At 71.3% G+C, this 19,084-nt stretch carries 18 protein-coding genes; 7 read left to right on the top strand and 11 right to left on the bottom strand.

The window, feature by feature from the left end; translation table 11 throughout:
- Nucleotides 1-277: 277 nt before the first annotated feature.
- Complete coding sequence (locus tag ACO07H_RS23160) at nucleotides 278-2,260, top strand: S1 family peptidase (protein ID WP_422018511.1); 1,983 nt, start codon at nucleotides 278-280, stop codon at nucleotides 2,258-2,260.
- 149 nt (nucleotides 2,261-2,409) lie between these two features.
- On the opposite strand, the gene ACO07H_RS23155 is transcribed toward ACO07H_RS23160, so the two are convergent.
- From ACO07H_RS23155 to ACO07H_RS23145, 3 genes are all read right to left on the bottom strand, one after another.
- A complete protein-coding gene (locus tag ACO07H_RS23155) occupies nucleotides 2,410-4,071 on the bottom strand; it encodes a GMC family oxidoreductase (protein ID WP_422018510.1) in 1,662 nt (553 codons plus the stop codon).
- A gap of 65 nt (nucleotides 4,072-4,136) precedes the next feature.
- Nucleotides 4,137-5,162, bottom strand: coding sequence for an NAD(P)H-dependent flavin oxidoreductase (locus ACO07H_RS23150; protein WP_422018509.1), 1,026 nt, complete (start codon nucleotides 5,160-5,162; stop codon nucleotides 4,137-4,139).
- 4 nt (nucleotides 5,163-5,166) lie between these two features.
- Complete coding sequence (locus ACO07H_RS23145) at nucleotides 5,167-5,808, bottom strand: MarC family protein (protein WP_422018508.1); 642 nt, start codon at nucleotides 5,806-5,808, stop codon at nucleotides 5,167-5,169.
- Between the two features lie 264 nt (nucleotides 5,809-6,072).
- Here ACO07H_RS23145 and ACO07H_RS23140 point away from each other — a divergent pair, with 264 nt between their 5' ends.
- Entirely contained in the window at nucleotides 6,073-7,389 is a 1,317-nt protein-coding gene (locus ACO07H_RS23140; RefSeq protein WP_422018507.1) for a reverse transcriptase family protein, read from the top strand.
- Here ACO07H_RS23140 and ACO07H_RS23135 read toward each other — a convergent pair.
- Both ACO07H_RS23135 and ACO07H_RS23130 read right to left on the bottom strand, forming a co-directional pair.
- Nucleotides 7,352-8,146 carry a helical backbone metal receptor gene (locus tag ACO07H_RS23135; RefSeq protein ID WP_422018506.1) on the bottom strand — a complete coding sequence of 265 codons (795 nt, stop codon included), beginning with the start codon at nucleotides 8,144-8,146 and terminating at the stop codon, nucleotides 7,352-7,354. The genes ACO07H_RS23140 and ACO07H_RS23135 overlap by 38 nt on opposite strands.
- Nucleotides 8,143-9,042 carry a hypothetical protein gene (locus ACO07H_RS23130; protein ID WP_422018505.1) on the bottom strand — a complete coding sequence of 300 codons (900 nt, stop codon included), beginning with the start codon at nucleotides 9,040-9,042 and terminating at the stop codon, nucleotides 8,143-8,145. Before ACO07H_RS23130 ends, ACO07H_RS23135 begins: the two co-directional genes overlap by 4 nt.
- 233 nt (nucleotides 9,043-9,275) lie before the next feature.
- Between ACO07H_RS23130 and ACO07H_RS23125 the strand changes: the two genes are divergently transcribed.
- Nucleotides 9,276-9,803, top strand: a complete 528-nt coding sequence (locus ACO07H_RS23125; protein ID WP_422018504.1) for an RNA recognition motif domain-containing protein — start codon at nucleotides 9,276-9,278, stop codon at nucleotides 9,801-9,803.
- Between the two features lie 98 nt (nucleotides 9,804-9,901).
- On the opposite strand, the gene ACO07H_RS23120 is transcribed toward ACO07H_RS23125, so the two are convergent.
- From ACO07H_RS23120 to ACO07H_RS23100, 5 genes are all read right to left on the bottom strand, one after another.
- Nucleotides 9,902-12,220, bottom strand: a complete 2,319-nt coding sequence (locus ACO07H_RS23120; protein ID WP_422018503.1) for a carbohydrate binding family 9 domain-containing protein — start codon at nucleotides 12,218-12,220, stop codon at nucleotides 9,902-9,904.
- Between the two features lie 235 nt (nucleotides 12,221-12,455).
- Nucleotides 12,456-13,229 carry an SDR family oxidoreductase gene (locus ACO07H_RS23115; RefSeq protein ID WP_422018502.1) on the bottom strand — a complete coding sequence of 258 codons (774 nt, stop codon included), beginning with the start codon at nucleotides 13,227-13,229 and terminating at the stop codon, nucleotides 12,456-12,458.
- Nucleotides 13,230-13,311: 82 nt separating this feature from the next.
- Nucleotides 13,312-13,971, bottom strand: a complete 660-nt coding sequence (gene lptC / locus ACO07H_RS23110) for an LPS export ABC transporter periplasmic protein LptC (RefSeq protein WP_422018501.1) — start codon at nucleotides 13,969-13,971, stop codon at nucleotides 13,312-13,314.
- Complete coding sequence (locus ACO07H_RS23105) at nucleotides 13,968-14,546, bottom strand: KdsC family phosphatase (protein WP_422018500.1); 579 nt, start codon at nucleotides 14,544-14,546, stop codon at nucleotides 13,968-13,970. The genes lptC and ACO07H_RS23105 overlap by 4 nt, the downstream gene beginning before the upstream one ends.
- Nucleotides 14,546-15,532: a KpsF/GutQ family sugar-phosphate isomerase gene (locus tag ACO07H_RS23100; protein WP_422018499.1), complete on the bottom strand. Its 987-nt coding sequence runs from the start codon at nucleotides 15,530-15,532 to the stop codon at nucleotides 14,546-14,548. The genes ACO07H_RS23105 and ACO07H_RS23100 overlap by 1 nt, the downstream gene beginning before the upstream one ends.
- Before the next feature lie 25 nt (nucleotides 15,533-15,557).
- Here ACO07H_RS23100 and ACO07H_RS23095 point away from each other — a divergent pair, with 25 nt between their 5' ends.
- The gene (locus tag ACO07H_RS23095; RefSeq protein ID WP_422018498.1) at nucleotides 15,558-16,199 is read left to right on the top strand and encodes a phosphatase PAP2 family protein; all 642 of its coding nucleotides are present in this window, start codon (nucleotides 15,558-15,560) and stop codon (nucleotides 16,197-16,199) included.
- A 19-nt stretch (nucleotides 16,200-16,218) separates the two neighbouring features.
- On the opposite strand, the gene ACO07H_RS23090 is transcribed toward ACO07H_RS23095, so the two are convergent.
- Nucleotides 16,219-17,211, bottom strand: a complete 993-nt coding sequence (locus ACO07H_RS23090) for a MerR family transcriptional regulator (protein WP_422018497.1) — start codon at nucleotides 17,209-17,211, stop codon at nucleotides 16,219-16,221.
- A 71-nt stretch (nucleotides 17,212-17,282) separates the two neighbouring features.
- Here ACO07H_RS23090 and ACO07H_RS23085 point away from each other — a divergent pair, with 71 nt between their 5' ends.
- The 3 genes from ACO07H_RS23085 to ACO07H_RS23075 are packed head-to-tail and all read left to right on the top strand — an operon-like array spanning nucleotide 17,283 to nucleotide 19,068.
- A complete protein-coding gene (locus ACO07H_RS23085; RefSeq protein ID WP_422018496.1) occupies nucleotides 17,283-17,663 on the top strand; it encodes a thiol-disulfide oxidoreductase DCC family protein in 381 nt (126 codons plus the stop codon).
- Between the two features lie 47 nt (nucleotides 17,664-17,710).
- A complete protein-coding gene (locus ACO07H_RS23080; protein WP_422018495.1) occupies nucleotides 17,711-18,466 on the top strand; it encodes an SDR family NAD(P)-dependent oxidoreductase in 756 nt (251 codons plus the stop codon).
- Nucleotides 18,463-19,068 carry a histidine phosphatase family protein gene (locus ACO07H_RS23075; protein WP_422018494.1) on the top strand — a complete coding sequence of 202 codons (606 nt, stop codon included), beginning with the start codon at nucleotides 18,463-18,465 and terminating at the stop codon, nucleotides 19,066-19,068. The genes ACO07H_RS23080 and ACO07H_RS23075 overlap by 4 nt, the downstream gene beginning before the upstream one ends.
- Nucleotides 19,069-19,084: the final 16 nt, after the last annotated feature.

The following is a 19,084-nucleotide window of genomic DNA, read 5'->3' as shown; positions in this document are numbered from 1 at the left end:
GGGCCGGGGACTGCATGGCCGGATTGTCGGTGCGCGCCGGTCCTCTGTCAGAAGCGAGGCCCTAGGACTGGACACGCGCGATCGTGGCCTCATGGCCAAGACCTGCATTCGTCAGAGGGCGCGATCCGAGCTTGGCGCGGGAGGCAGCGCCGACAAGCCTCAGTCAGTCACTTCATCCTTCTTCACGCACTCGATACCAAACGGCAGCCTGCCCGCCGCAGCATCCCCCGGTGGCCCGGCCTTCATCGGACCGCCACCCCAAGGGAGAGGTATGCAAATGTCATTGGCAGCGACGGCACGCATCGGTGGCGTTGTGGTGCTCGCTCTGCAGTTCTGCGTCGGCGCGTTCGCGTCGCCATTGGAGGCCGGCATTCAGCGCAAAGTGCGCGACGCGACCTTCGAAGTCGTCCTGCCCAAGCCGGCCCAGGAATCCGTCACCTATGACAAGCCCTGGCAGGAGCTGATTCCCTATCAGGCGCGCTCCGACAAGTACGTGTCGATGGGGACGGCCTTCGCCATCGGTCCGAACCTGTACGCCACAGCGATGCATGTGCTGATCGCAGCGTTCGGCGACTCGCGCGGCGAGCCGATGCTGCGCGACGCGAACGGCAGCCTCTATCCGATCGCGCAGATCACCAAAGGCTCCACCGACCAGGACTTCGCGGTGTTCACGTTGGCGAAGCCACCGGATCAAGCCGCCTTCCTGGAACTGAACGACAAGCCCGAGCTCAACGAGACGGTCTACGCCGTCGGCAACGCACTCGGCGAGGGTGTCGTCATGCGGGAAGGCAACTACACGTCCGACACGCCGGAGGAGGAGAGCGGGCGCTGGAAGTGGATGCGTTTTTCCGCGCCGATATCGGGCGGCAACAGTGGTGGACCGCTGATCGACGCGAGGGGCCGCGTGATCGGCCTCGTGCGCGCCATGCGCACTTCCGAAAACACGCTGAACATCGCCGTCCCCGCTGCGCTCGTGAAGAGCGCTCCGGATCACGTCGTGAGCGCGGATTCGCGCGCCGTCGCCGGCTTTGCCGTCTTCGACAAGACGCGGGCTGGACGATTCAAGGCGGACATCCCTGCACCCAAGCGCTTCGCCGAACTGGCGGCGGCGTACATGAAGGCGGTGGACGATTTCAATGCGGGCCAGTTGCGCGGGCTGCTCGCTGACAACGCGAACGAAACCTTCCCCCGCGGCAGCGGCAGCGAACGTTTGCTGCACGGCCTCTACGAGCGCAGCGCCCCCGCCATCGTCGTGCAGAACGGCAACGGCAACTGGACGTTCACGCAGCCCAGCTACACGCGGCTCGATCTTGGTCGCGAGGGCTGGCAGGACTCGGCCAACTTCAAGGGATACCTTGTGTTCCACCGGCACAAGCCGGACGACATCAACCAGGCGAGGTGGTACGCGGACGCCCAGATGGCCAGGGAGGTGGTGCTCAAGGCGTCCCCGGCCACGATCCACATCAATGCCGAGAATGCCAAGGTCGTTTCGATGGGCGCCCCGACCGAGGACTCCCTCTTCACCGACACCTGGGGCCGGGTCTGGCAGATGCGCGTCTGGCACGTCACCACCTGGTTCGGCAGTGACTGGCTTGTCGAGTTCGACCTGCCCGTGCCGGACGGCTCAGTCGGTTTTGAGAGCAGGGTCTCCACGCTGGGGCGCAACTTCCAGATCGAGCGGATGAAGCTGCTGACGGGCTTCTTCGCGGCGTCCTACGAAGGAAAGCTCTCGCAGTGGGACGGCTTCCTGTCGCAGAAGCCCCTGCTGCCCAAGGCGCTGGCGGCCTCAGTGCTGCATGTCGACTATGGCCGCAGCTTCGCATTCGATGATCGCCATGTGGCGTTCAGCTACGGGCCCGAGTTGCAGAAGATCGATCAGGGCAGCCGCCTGCGGCTGGACTTCGCCTTCACGCGTGAACCGGCCGGGGCTCTGCTCGACATCGCAGGCATCGTGGCCTACAACGCCGACGAGAAGACCGAGGTCGATGTCTTCCGCCATGGGACACCTGCGGAAGCCGGGAGCGAGGCCGCGAAGACCGAATGGCGCAAACGGATTCATCACGCCCATCCTTACGATGCCGTTGCGCTGACCGCAAACGGCAGGCAAATCATCAGCACGATCTATGGCGTTGCGGATGCTCAGCCGGATCCTGACGTCCTGTACACCTTCCAGTACCGGGCAGAGACCGGCACGCCGCAGGAACAGATGAAGGCCAAGCTGGACCTGCTGATGCAACAGGCGAAGGTCAACGAGCGCTGATCTACGAGCCCCAGCAGGTGGATGCTGTCAGCGAGTTCGGCGACCGCTCCACCAAACAGGTCAACACACTGCTGCGCAGGCTTTTCGCCATTTCTCCAAGTGCGCAGAGCCGCGCCGCTGTGACATTGCCTTGGTGAGTTCCTACTCGCTCATCCCACCAACCACCCCGCCAACTTCTCCGCAATCATCAGCGTCGGTGAGTTCGTGTTGCCGCTCGTGATCGTCGGCATCACGCTCGCGTCCGCGATGCGCAGGCCGCTGATGCCGCGCACGCGCAACCGCGAGTCGACGACGGCGCTGGCGTCGTCCTTGGCGCCCATCTTGCAGGTGCCCACCGGGTGGAAGATGGTCGTCGCGATGTCGCCGGCCAGACGGGCCAGGTCCTCGTCGGTCTGGTACTGCGGGCCAGGCCTGTACTCCTCGGGTTTGAAGCCGGCCAGCGCCGGCTGGGAGACGATGTGGCGCGTCATGCGCAGGCTCTGCGCGGCAATGTGGCGGTCTTCGTCGGTGGACAGGTAGTTGGGCTGGATGGCCGGCGCCTGGGCCGCGTCGGGCGAGGTGATGTTCACCGTGCCGCGGCTGGTCGGGTTCAGGTTGCACACGCTGGCCGTGAAGGCGTTGAAGCCGTGCAGCGGCTCGCCGAAGGCGTCCAGCGACAGCGGCTGCACGTGGTACTCCAGGTCGGGCCAGGCCTTGTCGGGGCTGGAGCGCGTGAAGGCGCCGAGCTGGCTGGGCGCCATGCTCATGGGGCCGCTGCGGCGCAGCAGGTATTCCAGGCCGATGGCGGCCTTGCCGGCCAGCGATGCGGCGCGTGTGTTCAGCGTCTTGGCGCCCTGCACCTTGTAGACGGCGCGGATCTGCAGATGGTCCTGCAGGTTGGCGCCGACACCGGGCAGGTCCTGCTCGACCTTGACGCCCAACCCTTGCAGCAGTTCGGCCGGGCCCAGGCCGCTGAGCTGCAGGATCTGCGGCGAGCCGATGGCGCCGGCGGCGAGGATGACTTCGCCGCCCGCGTTCAGCCACGGGTGCTCCAGGCCGTGCGGCGTCTGCACCTCCACGCCGCTGCAGCGCATGCCGGTGTCGTCCTTCATCAGCCGCAGGCGTTGCACCTGCGCGCCGGTCCACAGCTCGAAATTGGGCCTGCCCAGGCAGGTCGGGCGCAGGAAGGCCTTGGCCGTGTTCCAGCGCAAGCCCTTCTTCTGGTTGACCTCGAAGTAGCCGACGCCCTCGTTGGTGCCGGTGTTGAAGTCGCTGGTGGCCGGGATGCCGGCCTGCTGCGCCGCCTGGGAGAAGGCGTCGAGGATGGGCCAGTGCAGGCGCTGCTGCTCCACGCGCCACTCGCCCTTCTTGCCGGGCATGGGACCGTGCAGCTCGGCAAAGCCGGCGGGCGCGGTCTTGGGATTGTCCAGCCGCCAGTGGTGCTCGTGGCGGCGGAAGGCGCGCAGTACGCGGGCCCAGCGCCAGGTGTCGTCACCGGTCAGGTCGGCCCAGTGCTCGTAGTCGCGGCTCTGGCCGCGCATGTAGATCATGCCGTTGATGCTGGAGCTGCCGCCCAGCACCTTGCCGCGCGGGTAGCGCAGGCTGCGGCCGTTCAGGCCCGGCTCGGCCTCGGTGCTGTAGCACCAGTCCGTGCGCGGGTTGCCGATGCAGTACAGATAACCCACGGGGATGTGGATCCAGTGGTAGTCGTCCTTGCCACCGGCCTCGATGAGCAGCACGCGCACGCTGCGGTCGGCGCTGAGCCGGTTGGCAAGCAGGCAGCCGGCGGTGCCGGCGCCCACGATGATGTAGTCGAAACCTTGCTGGGACATAGGCCCCTAGCGTAATTCACGCTGCCGGCGTGTCTGAGCGTGTGGCGCAGCCGGGTGGTCCGTCGTCAAGTGCGCCAACCCTGGCTCAGCGCCGCGACGAGTTCCGCCGCCTTGCGCGCCTGGCGGCTGAGCGGCAGCGCCTGACCTGCCCACAGGCTGAGGAAGTCGGCTTGACCGGCCTGGGCCGCCGCCTGGCGCATCGCGCGGCTGGCCGCGTTGGGCTGGGGAAACGCCGGCAGCGCCACACCGTCGAGTTCGCGCGTCACGCGGTTGGCGACGCCGCGCGCGTAGCGGCCGGAGAAGGCCTGGGTCAGCGTCGAGTCGGCATCGGTCGCGGCCAGCAGCGCGGCGCGGTAGGCCGGCGACAGCGGGCATTCATCGACGAGCAGGAAAGCCGTGCCCACCGTCGCCGCGCTGGCGCCCAGCGCCTGCGCCGCGGCCACGCCGCGCGCGTCAGCGATGCCACCGGCGGCGATGACCGGGATGTCCAGCGCGTCGACCAGTTGCGGCACCAGCGCCAGCGTGCCGATCAACGCGCCCTCGGGCCGGCCCAGGAAGCCGCCGCGGTGGCCGCCGGCCTCATAACCTTGCGCCACGACGGCGTCGACGCCGCTGGCCTGCAGCAGGCGGCCCTCGGCCACCTGCGTGGCCGTGCCAACGACCTTGAAACCCTGCGCCTTCAGCGCCGCGACCCGCGCGACGCCGGGGTCGCCCATGACGAAGCTGATGACGGCGGGCCGTGCCGCGACGGTGGCTTCAAGCTGGGCGTCGAAGTCTTCCTCGAAGCGCTCGGGCCGCGTCGGCGCCGGCAGGCCCAGCTCGGCGTGCCAGGCGGCCAGGCGAGCCAGGTAGGCGTCCAGCGCCGCGTCGTCGCGCAGCCAGGGCTGCGGGCAGAACAGGTTGATGCCGAAGGGCTGGTCGGTGCGCGACCGGATGTCCGCGGCGATCTCGCCGATGCGCGCCGGTGCCAGGTAGGCCGCGCCGAGCTGGCCGAAGCCGCCGCCCGCGCTGACGGCGGCCACCAGCGCGGCGCTGGCGGCTTCGCCGGCCATGGGCGCCATCCAGACGGGAGGCAGGTCGAACAGGCGCATGGCGTCAGCTGATCGTGCGCGCGGCCAGCACGGGGAAGAGCTTGATGAGGCCGTCGCTGAGCAGCTCGACGGCCAGCGCGGCCAGGATCAGGCCCATCAGCCGCGTCATGATGTTGATGCCGGTCTGGCCCAGCACCTTGGCGATCTTGCTGCTGGCCGAGAAGGCCACGAAGGTCACGACCGCGACGACCACGCCGTAGCCGCACAGGATGGCCAGCTCCCACCAGTGCCGGGTCTTGTCCGCGTAGATGACCATCGTCGAGATGGTCGCCGGGCCGGTCAGCAGCGGGATGGTCAGCGGCACGACGGCAATGCTGGCGCCTGCGTCCACCTTGCTGGAACCCTCGCTCACGTCCTCCTTGTTCGCCTCGGCCGGCTTGGCGTTCAGCATCTGCAGCGAGCTGATCAAGAGCAGGCAGCCGCCGCCGACCTGGAAGCTGGCCAGCGAGATGCCGAAGAACTCGATGATCTTCAGGCCGAACAGCGCGCTCAGTGCGATGACGATGCCGGCCGTGCAGGCGCTGACCAGGATGGTCCGGCGCCGCTGCTGGCGCGTGAAGGCGGACGTGAAGTGGATGAAGAAGGGCACCACGCCGATCGGGTTGACGATGGCCAGCAGCGCGACGAGGGGCTTGTAGATGTCCATGACGCAGATTGTGAGCGGACGAGGGCCTGTTGCCGTCGTGTGAACGGGCCCCAGGCCGGCGCGCGTGCTCCTATCATCGCGGCGCGGCCGCTGCCCGAGGTCTTTGCCAGCCTTCACGGGCCAGCACTCCGGGGCAACCCCAGGGGTCTTGAATCTCGCGTCCGGCAGGGCGTGAGCGGTGCCGGCGCAAGGCGCCAGCCACCTCACGCATCACCCGTCGCTCGGGCAGCGTGCCGCACCTTTGCAGTCAGGGAGACGAACGGGGTGGACACCGCCCGCACGATGACCGCCCGGGCTTTGGCCCGCGCGATGCTGGCCGGCCCGCGCGATGCGGCGGGGCTGGCGGCGCGCATGGCCGTCTGCCTGGACGAGCGCCCGCCCTGGCTCGCCGCGTTGGCCCAGGCCATGGCGCGCGTGCCGGGCGAAGTCTGGCGGCGACTGGAGGTGGCGACGCTGGCCGAGCGCGTCGAGGCCCACGAGGGCTTTGCCGTCGCCTGGGCCGGCGAGGCGCGCCCCCAGGCCCGCCACTGGCTGCTGCGCCCGCCCGACGAGCTGGCCCCGGCGCCCGCCGGCCTCGCGCGCCCGCACTGGCCCACCGTCGGCGCGCTGGCCCGCAGGCTGGGCATGACGCCCGCCGGCCTGTGGCGGCTGACCCTGCCCACCGACTGGCAGCGCCGCCGCCCGCTGGCGCAGCAGCACTACCGCCAGGCGCTGGTGCCCAAGCGCGGCGACGGCGCCGGCTGGCGGCTGCTGGAGGTGCCCGAGCCGCACCTGCGCGCCGTGCAGCGCCGGCTGCTGGCGCAACTGCTGAATGGCCTGCCGCCGCACGAGGTGGCGTTCGGCTATGCCGCCGGCCGCTCGGTCGTGCAGCACGCGGCGCGGCACGCGGGGCAGGCGCGGGTGCTGCGCTTCGACCTGAGCGACTTCTTCGCGACGGTGCGCGCGTCGCGTGTGCATGCCCTGTTCAAGACGCTGGGCTACTCCACGGCCACCGCCCGCGCGCTGACCGCGCTGTGCACCACGGCCGTGCCCGAGGCCTGGCTGCGCGATGAGCCGCGGCTGAGCTGGCTGCAACGCCAGCGCCTGCGCGACCCGCACCTGCCGCAGGGCGCGCCCACCTCGCCGGCGCTGGCCAACCTGTGCGCGTTCGCGCTGGATGCCCGGCTGGCCGGCCTGGCCGAGGCTGTCGGCGCTCGTTACAGCCGCTATGCGGACGACCTCGTCTTCTCCGGCCCGGCGACGCTGCCCGTGCGGCGGATCGCCGCCTGGGTCGCGGCCATCGCCGCCGACGAGGGCTTTGCGTTGAACGCGCGCAAGACGCGCAGCCTGGGCGCTGCGCAGCGGCAGTCGGTCTGCGGCATCGTCGTCAACGAGCGGCCCAACCTGCCGCGCGACGAGTTCGACCGGCTGAAGGCGGTTCTGCACCGCTGCGTCGTCGCCGGCCCGGCGGGCCAGAACCGCGACGGCCACGCCGACTGGCGCGGGCATCTGCAGGGGCGCGTCGCCTGGGCCGCTCAGCTGAATGCCGTCAAGGCGCAAAAACTCAAGGCGCTGCTGGACCGCATCGACTGGCGCCGCTGAGTTCGCGCAGGTAGTCCAGCCCCGCCGCGCCGCGTGCGCCCCACCAGCTCAGCAACTCGCCGTCCACCAACTGCACCTGCGCCTGCGGGCACAGCGCCTGTGCCTCGGCCAGGTGCTCGGCGCCGAAGCGGTAGGGCTCTGAGCTGAGCAGCACGCGGTCGATCTGTTGCAGCCCCGACTCGTCACCGACGAGCACCGGATAGCGGCCGGCGCCATGGTCGCCGCCCCGCAGGTCAGGCCAGGTGCGCCAGCCGGCCTCGGCCAGCATCGCCGAGATGTAGGTGTCGCGCGCCACCGTCATCCATGGGTCGCGCCAGATCAGGTAGAGCACCTGCTGGCCGGTCCGGTCCGCAGCCCTGCACCGGCTCAGTGCGGCCGAGAACTCGGCGGCCAACGCTGCGGCCCGCTCGTTGACGCCCGGCTGGTCCGCGAATGCGGCGCGCAGCTGCTCGAACAGCACCAGGTTGTCTTCAGGCCGGCTGGGATGCGTGACGATGACTTCGGGCACGAACTCGCGCAGGGCATCGGCCGTTTCGCGGCGGTTTTCGTCGACATTGACGATGACGTGCGTGGGCGCAAGCCTTTTCAGCTTGGCAAGATTCACATCTTTCGTGCCGCCGACCTTGGGCACGCCCTTCACGGCCTCGGCCGGGTGGATGCAAAAGCCCGTGCGGGCGACCAGGCAAGGCCCCAATCCCAGCGCCACCAGCGTCTGCGTGGCGCTTGGCACCAGCGACGCGATGCGGGGCGCGCTCATGCCTCTTCAGTCAGCGCCAGGTACACCGCGCAGCAGCCGCGCAGGTAGACCAGCGTGGGCAGCACCAGCGCCAGCGCGAAGACGACGCCACCGCCGATCAGCGCTGCCAGCCCCAGGTTGCCGCCTTCCAGCGGCACGCCGCTGGCGCTCAGGCCGCGCAGCCCCAGGCCCATGACGCCGGCCAGCAGTTGCCGCGCCGGCAGTTCGACGCCGGCCCCGAGGATGGCCAGGCCGGCCAGCAGCTTGCTGCCCGTCACGACGACGAAGCTGACGGCGGCCGTGGCCAGCGTCGTCAGCAGGTAGACGGCGGCCATCAGCAGCGCCGTCTCGGGCAGGCCATGACGCAGCCGCCCACGGATGAAGGTCAGCACACCGCGGCTGCGCTGGCCTGCCCAGACGGCCGGGCCAGCCAGCGGCCCGACCAGGATGACCACCACGAACGCCAGTCCCCCGAGCAGCAGCACACCCGCGGGCAGCACGACCGCCAACAGCGGCGCGCCGACCCAGGGCCAGCGCGTCGCCCACAGCAGGCCGGCCAGCACGAGGACGCCCACGCTGCCCAGCGCCAGGCAGGCCAGCAGTGCCAGCAGCACGCGATGGGCGCCGCGCAGTGCGTCCGACAGCGCGTCCTGCGGATCGCGCACCGGCAGGCCGCGGGCCTGGTCCATCAGCATCAGCCCGGTGGCGTTGACCCCGAAAAAGGCGACAGCCAGTGCCAGTCCCATCCAGAGCGCGCCCATCAGGTTCTCGTCACGGGACAGGGCCGACTGCGCCATCGCCAGCATCAGGCCGGCGAAGCAGAAGCAGGTCAGCAGCGCGTACAGCGCCCGCAGGTTGCGCGGCGCATCGATGCTGGACAGCACGCGGGACAGGGCGGAAAGCAGAGGAGAAGTCATGAATTCGGGCTCGGGCGGCGATGGTATCGATGACGGCGCCATGTCCGACCTTCATCTCCAGGGTTTGTGCTAGCTCTGAAAAACAACACTTGCCGGAGTGCCGTTCTGCAATCCCTGACCCTCGCCACCATAATCGATTGCCTGTGTCTGGACGCCGCACCTTCGCTTGAATGGTTCACGATGGGTTGAAGCTCCACATGGTTTTTTGGTTTTGAGAAGAGAAGGGCTTCCCCATGGGAAACAAGCTTTACGTGGGCAATCTTGCCTACAGCGTGCGTGACGAATCGCTGCAAGAATCGTTCGGTCAGTTCGGTACGGTGACCTCCGCAAAGGTCATGATGGATCGTGAAACCGGTCGTTCGAAGGGCTTCGGCTTCGTCGAAATGGGCTCTGACGCCGAGGCGCAAGCAGCCATCAACGGCATGAATGGCCAGGCCCTCGAAGGCCGCGCCATCGTCGTGAACGAGGCGCGTCCGCGCGAAGAGCGGCCGGGCGGCTTCGGCGGTGGCGGCGGTGGCCGTTCCGGCGGCGGCGGCTTCGGTGGTGGTGGCGGCTACGGTGGTGGCGGCGGTGGCCGTTCCAGCGGCGGCGGCTACGGTGGTGGCGGCAGCGGCGGTGGCGGTGGCTACGGCGGCGGTGGTGGCGGCTACGGTGGTGGCGGCGGTGGCCGTTCCGGCGGTGGCGGCTACGGCGGCGGTGGCGGCGGTGGCCGTTCCGGTGGTGGCGGCTACGGCGGCGGTGGCCGTTCCAGCGGCTACTGATCCCGGCACTCGCAAGAGTGATGCAGCAAAGCGCCTTCGGGCGCTTTGTTCGTTTCAGGCCTCCAAAAGCTTGCAGCCGGGCGGCGCGGCCAGGTCAGTCAGTAACCCAGCGTGGCCTTGGCGAAGACCTCGTCGGTGCGCACGCCGCCGGGCTGCTCACGGGCACGGTTCACGCCCAGGCTGACGATGCGGCTCAGGCCCACGCGGTGCTGCAGCATCAACGACAGCACGCGTCCCACATCGTCCTGCGCCACGAGATTCATCCCGGCGTCACTGCGGCGGCTGAAGTGCGTGCGCTGCCGGATCAGCCGCAGCGAGTCGCGCGGGCTCAGGTGCAGCACGACGAGGCTCTGCACGCTGCGGTCCGTGAACGCACGCCGCCCGTCCGGCGCATCGACCCAGCCCAGCCCGAGGCGCTGCTCGAACTCCAGCCACAGGCCCGCCGGCAGCGCGGTGCGCAGCCTGGCTTCGAGCTGACCCTGCAGGCCCGGGCCGGTGCGGTCGGCGTCGATGTCCAGGCGGCGGCCCCATTCCACCTCGCCGTTGATGAGGCTCAGCAGCTCGCCGGGGTTGGACTCGAAGCCCAGCAGCAGCGTGCGCGTCGCGTGCAGCCGCCCGCCGCTCTTCGCGCGATGGCTGTCCAGCCCCACATGGCCCCAGACGCCCGTGTTGCGCGCCGCCGCGAACCAGAAGCCGGGCTGCACGAGGCGGTCCACGACCTGGCCGGCCGCCACGCCCAGCAGCGGGTCGGCCAGCGTGCGCGTCTCCTGCAGCTTGAGCTGCGCTTCGCGGTCGTGCAGGGCGATGCCGGCCAGTTCACCGGGGCCCAGGCGCAGGTAGCCGAAGGCGCAGGCGCGGCGGATGCCGCTCTGGCTGACGAAGCCGTTGTCATTGGCGAAACGGCTGCTGATCTCCTCCACATTGACGTTGGCCACCCAGCCCGCGTCGCGGTGCCGCCAGCCCAGCCAGGCGCGGTGGCCGCGCTCGCGGTTCACGCGCAGCACGCGGCCGCCGCCGTCCAGGCCGAGCGACGTGCTGGACAGCAGCACATGGCCGCGCCACTGGTCGCTGTCGCCCGGCCGCCAGACCGCGTCGCTGCCGACCACCTGCGTCGCCAGGCCGCTGCCGAAGTCGCGCAGCGACACCAGGCCCGCCAGGCCGAGCCGGCCCTGCCCGCCCAACTGCAGGCGACCGCGCGCAAAGCTGGCCTGCGAGCCGGCGGGCTGCACGCCGCTGCGCGTGGCGAACGCGCCGGCCCGCAACACCTGGCCCCCGCCGGCGTCGCGCAGGTGCAGCGCGGTGGCCTCGGCGTCGGCGCCGCGCCAGGTGGCGCGCAGGCCCCAGTCGGGGTCGGTGATGGCGCGGGTGTAGAAGGCCGCGAGGCTGCGGTTCTCGCCCGATTCGTCGGCCTGCGTGGGCCCGACGACGTCCGCGCTTTCAAGAAAGAACGGCCGCTTCTCCGGCACGCTGAGCGCAAAGCGCGTGTTGCCGGTGAGCTGCGGCGCGTCGAGCTCGACCTGCGAGAAGTCGGGGTTCAGCGTCACGTCCAGCACCCAGTCGGCGCGCGGTCGCCACTTGAACTCGGCGCCCAGCGACGCCTTGCGCGCACGCCGCGTGCCGTCGGCATCGCTGGCGTCGCGTGTGCTGCGCAGCGTCAGCTCCGGCCGCAAGCCAACGAAGCTGCGCTCACGCACCTGGTCGACGAGATCGTCCAGGCCGTTCAGCGGCTGCAGCTCGGCGATGAAGCTCAGCGCGTCCTTGGTGAGCGCTGGTGCACTGACGTCGACCGTGCGGTCTTCGCGCGGGATGTTGCGCGTGACCATGATGCGCCAGGGCGCGCCGCCCGCATGCGCAAAGCGCAGCGCCGCCAACGGCCAGCGCAGCTCGATGCTGTAGCCGTCCGGCAGCCGCGCCGCGGCGGCCTCGACGTCGAAATCGGGCGCGGCGTCCTCGGTGTCTTCCTCGGCGGAGAACAGCCCGTCCTCCACCGCGCCGGCCGCGCTGACACGCGCGTACTGCGCCGTGCGCCGGTGGCCGACCGGGTCGATGAGGACGGAGACGAAATCCTGGTCGGACTTGACCTGGTCGCGCCGCGCCAGAGGCGCGCGGATGCGATCGGGCGCCGGATCCCAGGCGCGGATGCCGAAGACCAGCGCGTCCTCGGTGACGAGGACTTGCACGGTCGTGCGCCAGGCGGCCGGACGCTTGTCGGCCGGCAGGAATTGCACGAAGCGCTCATGGGCCGGCGCGCGCAGCCACGCGGCATCGTCCAGGCGACCGTCGATGGCGGGCACGGATTCGCCCGGGGCCAGGCGCAGTGCGGTGGGATGGAGCAGCTCCGGGGCATGGCCCCAGGCGTGCAGGGCCAGGGCACAAAGGCTCGAAGCCAGGCCCGGGCCGAGAAGGCGGTATGTCATGGGAATCGTCCGAGATCGGCCGCCGCGTGACGGGCGGCCGCAGGCATCAATCGGGCGTGCGCGAGGCGCAGCCAGCGGGCGGCGCTGAAGCGGTGTTCAGCGCGCGAGCGTCAGCAGGGGTGAAGTACCTGGGCCATGATGTCCTCCTCGGCGGCCCGGCATGTCATGCGGCGGCCCTCGGTTCGAAGGCGCGCAGTGTAGCCAGCAGGGTCAGGCGTTGCCAAGCCGCGCCGGGTTACTCGCTCGCGCGCTTCTTGCGTGGCCGGCTGCCCAGCGCGCGGTCGTACAGCCCGTTGGGCAGCAGGCGCAGCAGCTTGGCCAGCACGCCCATCTGCCACGGGATGACGCGGTAGCTGACCTGGGCGCGGATGGCGCGCACCGCCTGGTCGGCGAAGTCGTCCACGGGCATCAGGAAAGGCATGGAATAGCGGTTGCCGCGCGTCAGCGGCGTGTCGATGTAGCCCGGCAGCAGCGTGACGACGCGCACGCCGGCCGGCCGGCACTCGCCGCGCAGGCTCTCGCAGTAGGCGACGACGGCGGCCTTGCTGGCGCAGTAGGCGCCATGCCCCGGCAGCCCACGGATGGCCGCGACGCTGGCCACGCCCACCAGCGTGCCCGAGCGGCGCTCGCACATCGCGGCGACGAAGGGGTGGAAGGTCGCCGCCAGCCCCACGTTGTTGGTGTCGAAGGTGCGCCGCATGACGCCCAGATCGTCGAACTGCGCCGTGTCCATGCCGATGCTGATGCCGGCGTTGGCGATGACGACGTCGGGCAAGCCCTGCGCGGTGATGCAGTCGCGGCCGATGCGGGCCATCGCGTCCAGGTCCGCCACGTCGGCGCCGTAGACCTTGAAGCGCGCCGTGTCCAGCCGCTGTTCGGCCGCCCAGCGCTCGACCTCCGCCGTGCGCCGCGCCACCAGTGCCAGCCGCGCGCCATCGCGGTAGTAGCGCAGCGCCAGCGCCTGGCCGATGCCGCTGGAGGCACCGGTGATGAACACCAGTTCGTTCATGGGTGCCCCTCGTCTCGCGGGGACACGAGACGATCCCCCGAGGGGATGACGGGCCGGCTTGGGGCGACCCTGCGCTCGGCCCTCATCGCGGCGCCCGGTTGGTGATCTGCCCCTGCGCCCGGCCCGTGAACGTGGCCTGGCCGGTCAGGTGGCGGTACTCGAAGTTCTGGGCGTTCAGCGTGGAGCCGCCCTGGTGGATGGTGACCGGCAGGTGGGAGCGCAGGATCTCGGCGTTGGCCAGCGCCTGCAGGAACTCGCCGCGCACGTCCAGCGCCGGGGTCGCGTTCTCGCCGGCGTCGGGGGGCAGGCGGCGCAGCCTCACATTGCCGATGAGCTGAATGTCGCTGCCGTCGCCATTGCTGATCGCACGCCGGGCTTCGGCGATGGCGAGGCTGCCGTCCGGCGCGATCGCACGCACGCGGGCGTTGTCGATCTCCAGCGTGTCGGTGTCGGGGTAGTGGCGCAGTTGCGCCCCGGCGATCTGCACGCGCAGCCGGCCGTCGGCGCCGATGCGCTGGATCTCGAAGTTCTCCATGCGGTAGTCCGGCACGTGGCGCGGCGGCGCGACCTCGCCCGGCAGATCCAGCAGCGGCGTGTTCTTCACCAGCCACCAGGTGCCGCTGGCCAGCAGCGCCATCAGCAGCAGCGGCAGGTAGTTGGACAGCAGGCCCTGCAGCCGCCACAGCAGGGGCTGGGCGACCTGGCGGCGCGGTGCCGGTGCGGGCAGGGTGACCGGCGTCATGCGCTGCCGCTCCCGTCCAGCGTGTCGTGGTGCGCGTGCAGCAGGCGCTCGTAGTGGCCCGCGGCCATCAGCAGCAGGTCGCAGCACTCGCGCGCGGCACCATGGCCGGCGGCGGCCCGCGTCACGTGGTGGGCGACGGCCAGCACCTCGGCGTGCGCGCCGGGCGGCGCGCAGGCGAAGCCGGCGCGCAGCAGCAGCGGCAGGTCGGGCCAGTCGTCGCCCATCGCGGCGACCTCGCCCCAGTTCGCGCCCAGTTGCGCCAGCAGCGGCTCGGCCACGGCCAGCTTGTCCTTCACACCGTAGAACGCCTGCGCCAGGCCCAGGTCGGCCACGCGTCGGCGCACGGCGGGGCTGTCGCGGCCGGTGATGATGACCGGCACGATGCCCGCCTGCTGCAGCGACTTCAGGCCGTGGCCGTCCAGCGTCGAGAACGCCTTGAACTCCTCGCCGCGCTCGCCGATGTAGATGCGGCCGTCGGTCAACACGCCGTCCACGTCGAAGAGGGCGAGCTTGATGGCGAGGCCCGTGCCCTGCGCCCTGACCAGCAGTTCCGGTGGGAAGCTCAGCGCCGCCATCAGATGACCTTCGCCCGCATCAAGTCGTTGATGCTGATCGCGCCGACGAGGCGCTGCGCGTCGTCGACGACGAGGACGACAGTGATGCGGGCCGACTCCATCAGGTCGGCGGCGTCCACCGCCAGCGCGTCCGCACTGACCGTGCGCGGTCTGGCATGCGCGACCTCGGCCGCCGTCAGGGCCCGCAGGTCGCGGCCCTGCTCGACGAGGCGGCGCAGGTCGCCGTCGGTGAAGATGCCGCGCACGCGGCCGTCCGCATCGACGACGACCGCCATGCCCAGCGCCTTGCTGCTCATCTCACGCATGACGGCCGTGAACGGCAGGTCGGGCGACACGCGCGGCAGCGCGTCGCCGCTGCGCATCAGGTCGCGCACATGCGTGAGCAGCTTGCGGCCCAGCGAGCCGCCCGGGTGCGAGCGGGCGAAGTCCTCGGCCTTGAAGCCACGGGCGTCCAGCAGCGCGACAGCCAGCGCGTCGCCCAGCGCCATCTGCGCCGTGGTGCTGGCCGTGGGCGCGAGCTGCAGCGGGCAGGCCTCCTCGGCCACGGCGCTGTCCAGCACGACATCCGCATGCGCGGCGAGGCTGGATTCGGCCCGGCCCGTCATCGCGATGACGGGCACGCCCAGGCGCTTGAGCACCGGCAGGATGGCGTTGAGCTCGTCGCTCTCGCCGGAGTTGGACAGCGCCAGCACGATGTCGCCCGCGGTGACCATGCCCAGGTCGCCATGGGCCGCTTCGGCGGGGTGCACGAACAGGGCCGGCGTGCCGGTGGAGGCGAGCGTGGCGGCGATCTTGCGGCCGACGTGGCCGCTCTTGCCCATGCCCATCACGGCCACGCGGCCGTGGCAGGCGAGCACCCGCTTCACGGCCTCGGCGAAGGCCTCGCCGAGGCGTGGCGCCAGGCCTGCCAGCGCCCGCGCCTCGACCTCGAGCGCGTCACGGCCTATGCGGACGGCACGCCCGGCATCGAAGGAATCGAAAGACATCGGGCCAGTGTAGACAATGCGCCCCATGCAAAGCTTTCTCCCGTTGCGCTGGGTCGCGCTCGCCCTCGTGCTGCTGCTGGCCTGGGATGCCAGCCACCTCGACCTCTGGGCCATGCGCCAGGTCGGCGACGCGGGCGGCTTCGCGCTGCGCGAGGCCTGGGCCATGCGCGCGCTGATCCACGAGGGCGGGCGCCTGGTGTCGTACGTGGCGATGGCCTTCATCGTCGTGGTGAACGTCTGGCCCCGGCTGTTGCCGGCGCTGGACCGGCGCGAACGCCGTTGGTGGCTGGTGACCACGCTGGTCTGCCTGGCCGTCATCTCGCTGATCAAGCGCGCCAGCATGACGAGCTGCCCCTGGGACCTGGCCGAGTTCGGCGGCACGGCGCAGTACGTGTCGCACTGGGCGTTCGGCGTGCGCGACGGCGGCGGCGGGCATTGCTTCCCGTCGGGGCATGCGAGTGCGGCATTCGCCTATCTGGCCGGCGGCTGGGCGCTCGCGCGCGCCTACCCGCGCACGGCGCGGGCCTGGTGGGCCATGGTCGTGGTGCTGGGGTTCGTCTATGGCCTGGGGCAGATGGTGCGCGGTGCGCACTACCCCAGCCACACGCTCTGGACCGGATGGATCTGCTGGGCGACCACGGTGGTCGCCACGCGCTGGCTGCGCTGAGCCGCCCGCCGCCCCACGCTCAGTGGGCCGCTGCCTGGCCCGGCGCCTGTTCGTGCTCGGCCAGCAGTTGCATGGCGCCCTCGAACAGCACCCGGGCCGAGCCGGCCAGCCGGTGCAACTGCTCGTGCAGGTGGCGGTCGCGGTCGTCGCGGTGCTCGCAGTCGGCGCTGTAGGCCTCGAACTGCTGCAGCCGCAGCAGCAGCTCCGCGACATGGGATGGGCATTCACAGGCCACCGCCGTCCTGCGCGTGGCCCAGTCGGCCAGCGTGGATTCGTCGTACTGCGGCGGCGTGGGCGGTGCCGCAGCCGCCGCTTGCGACGGTGCAGCGGCGGGCGTGGGTGACGCGCTGCGCGGCGCGGCCAGGCCCTCCAGGACCCAGCCCACCAGGCTGCGGTCGTTGTGCGTGTCGCGCCAGCACGGTATCCCCAGTTCGGCGCAGCGGCGCAGCGCCTCGGAGTTGCTGTAGCCGTACACCACCCCCACGCGCGGCAGGGCCAGCGCCGCGGCCGCGGCCGCCAGATCTTCGACCTGCGGCAGGTGCAGGGACGGCAGGTGCAGCAGCAGCGCGTCAGGCCGCGCCGCGCCGGTGGGCCGCGGCGCGACCAGGGCTGCCGTCAGGTCGCTGGCGGAGTCGGCCACGCGCAGCTGGCGCCGCGGCGCCGCGCGGCTGATGCGCGTGGCCAGCGCCGCGCCGACCACCAGCAACTGGCGCGGCCGCAGGGCGGGTTGGGCCATGGCCTGGGCGACCTCGCGCACCTGGTCCTGCGTCGACAGCAGGTCGCGCAACGCGTCCTGGCTCAGGCCGGCCACGACGCCGATGGCGTGGCCTTGCAGCGTCAGCTGTCGCAGCGCGGCGATGCGCTGCACGTCGTCTGCCGAGTAGAGCCGGTGGCCTTGGCCATCGAGCTGGCTGCACTTGAGCCCGTAGCGGCGCTCCCAGACACGCAGCGTATTGGCCGGCATGCCCACGATGTGGGCGGCAACACCCGTCTTGAACAGGCTTTGAACCATTTGAAAGTCCTTGTTCAGCGCAAAAAAGGCCTACAACGCTGGATGTTGAACCCAATTTGAATCCTGCGCCCATGGCCCCACCGAAGTCCCGTGCCGCGGTCGTCTATTTCGACGGCGGCTGCCCTGTGTGCGCCCGCGAGATCGCGCTGTACCGCCGGGCGGACAGCGGCGACCGCGTGCAGTGGCTGGACATCAGCCCCGCCGACGCGCCCGCCTGCGCGCCCGACCTGGACCGCGCCACCGCGATGGCGCGCCTGCATGTGCGCGACGAGCAGGGCCGGCTGCATGTGGGCGGCCCCGCGTTCCTGGTGCTGTGGCGCGCGCTGCCGCGGTGGCGGCGCTGGACGCGCTGGCTGGACAACGCCGCCGGCCGCCTGCTGCTGTCGGCCGGGTACGCGGTGTTCCTGCGCCTGCGGCGGTTGTGGCGTGGGGCCGGGCGCTGGCCGGCCTGATCTCATGGCGCTGCACGACAGACTTGAACCGATGGAGAACCTTCACGATGCCCGCTGACATCCCGACCGCGCTGATCACCGGCGGCGCCGGCGGCATCGGCCGCGCCCTGGCCCTGCGCCTGCAGGCACGCGGCGTGCAGGTGGCCGTGACCGGCCGCGACCCGGCGCGCCTGGCGGGCGCCGCCGCCGACCTGCCCATCGCGGCGGACGCCACCACGCCCGAGGGCATCGCGCAGGCGCTCGCGGCCTGCCAGGACCGCTGGGGTGGGCCGCAGCTGCTGCTCGCCCACTGCATCGGCAGCACGCTGATTGCGCCGTTGCACCGCACGCGGCCGATTCAGGCGCGCGAGCTGCTGAGGATCAACCTGGAAAGCGCCGTGTTCATGCTCGCCGCCTGGGTGGACGCCCTGCGCCAGATGGCGTCCGGCGGTGCGGCGGTGCTGATGAGCTCGGTGGTGGCCCGCATCGGGGTCAGCCACCACGAGGCCATCTCGGCGGCCAAGGCCGGTGTCGAGGGCCTGGCCCGCAGCGCCGCGGCCAGCTATGCCGCGCTGGGCCTGCGCATCAACGTGGTGGCGCCGGGCTTGACCGACACGCCGCTCAGCGCCGGCCTGACCCAGCAGCCCGAGATGCGCGCCGCGGCGGCGAGACAGTACCCGCTGCCGCACGCGCAGGGCGTGCAGACCGCGGACGACGTCGCGGCCGTGATCGACTGGCTGCTGTCGGCGCAGGCCGGGCGCATCACCGGCCAGGTGCTGCCCGTGGACGGCGGCTTCACGGCCATCCGGCCGTTGGTGCGATGAGCCCGCGGGAGCCGAACCGCCGCGGCGTGCTGCTGGGCCTGGCCGGCGCGGCCGTGCATCCCGCGGGCCTGGCGGCCGACGCCGTGGACGAGCGCCTGCTGTACCGGCTGCTGGCGCAGCCCGACGGCGTCGTGCTGCTGATGCGCCACGCCAGCGCGCCCGGCGGCGGCGACCCGCCCGGCTTCCGGCTGGACGACTGCGCCACGCAGCGCAACCTCAGCGACGAAGGGCGCGAGCAGGCACGGCGCATCGGCGAGCGGCTGCGGGCCTTGCGGCCGCAGGGCTTGTCGATTGCCGCGGTCTGGCACTCGCAGTGGTGCCGCGCCCGCGAGACGGCCGAGCTGCTGGCGGTGGGCGTCACCCGGCCGCAGCCGCTGTTCAATTCCTTCTTCGACGACCCGGACGGCACGCGCGAGCAGCGCTTCGCGACCCAGGCGCGCACCTTGCTCGCCGCCTGGGCCGGGCCGGGCGCGCTGCTGGTGGTGACGCACCAGGTGAACATCACCGCGTTGTCGGGGGTGTTCCCGGCCTCCGGCGAGATGGTCGCGATGCGCTGGGGCAACAGCGCGGGCGCCGAGGTGCTCGGGCGGCTGGTGTTGTGACCTCAGGCGCGCGTCG

It is taken from the genome of Roseateles sp., from assembly GCF_965229315.1.
Taxonomy (GTDB): Bacteria; Pseudomonadota; Gammaproteobacteria; order Burkholderiales; family Burkholderiaceae_C; genus Pelomonas.
The sequence above is the reverse complement of the archived record's forward strand: the minus strand, read 5'-3'. Positions and strand labels throughout refer to the sequence as shown.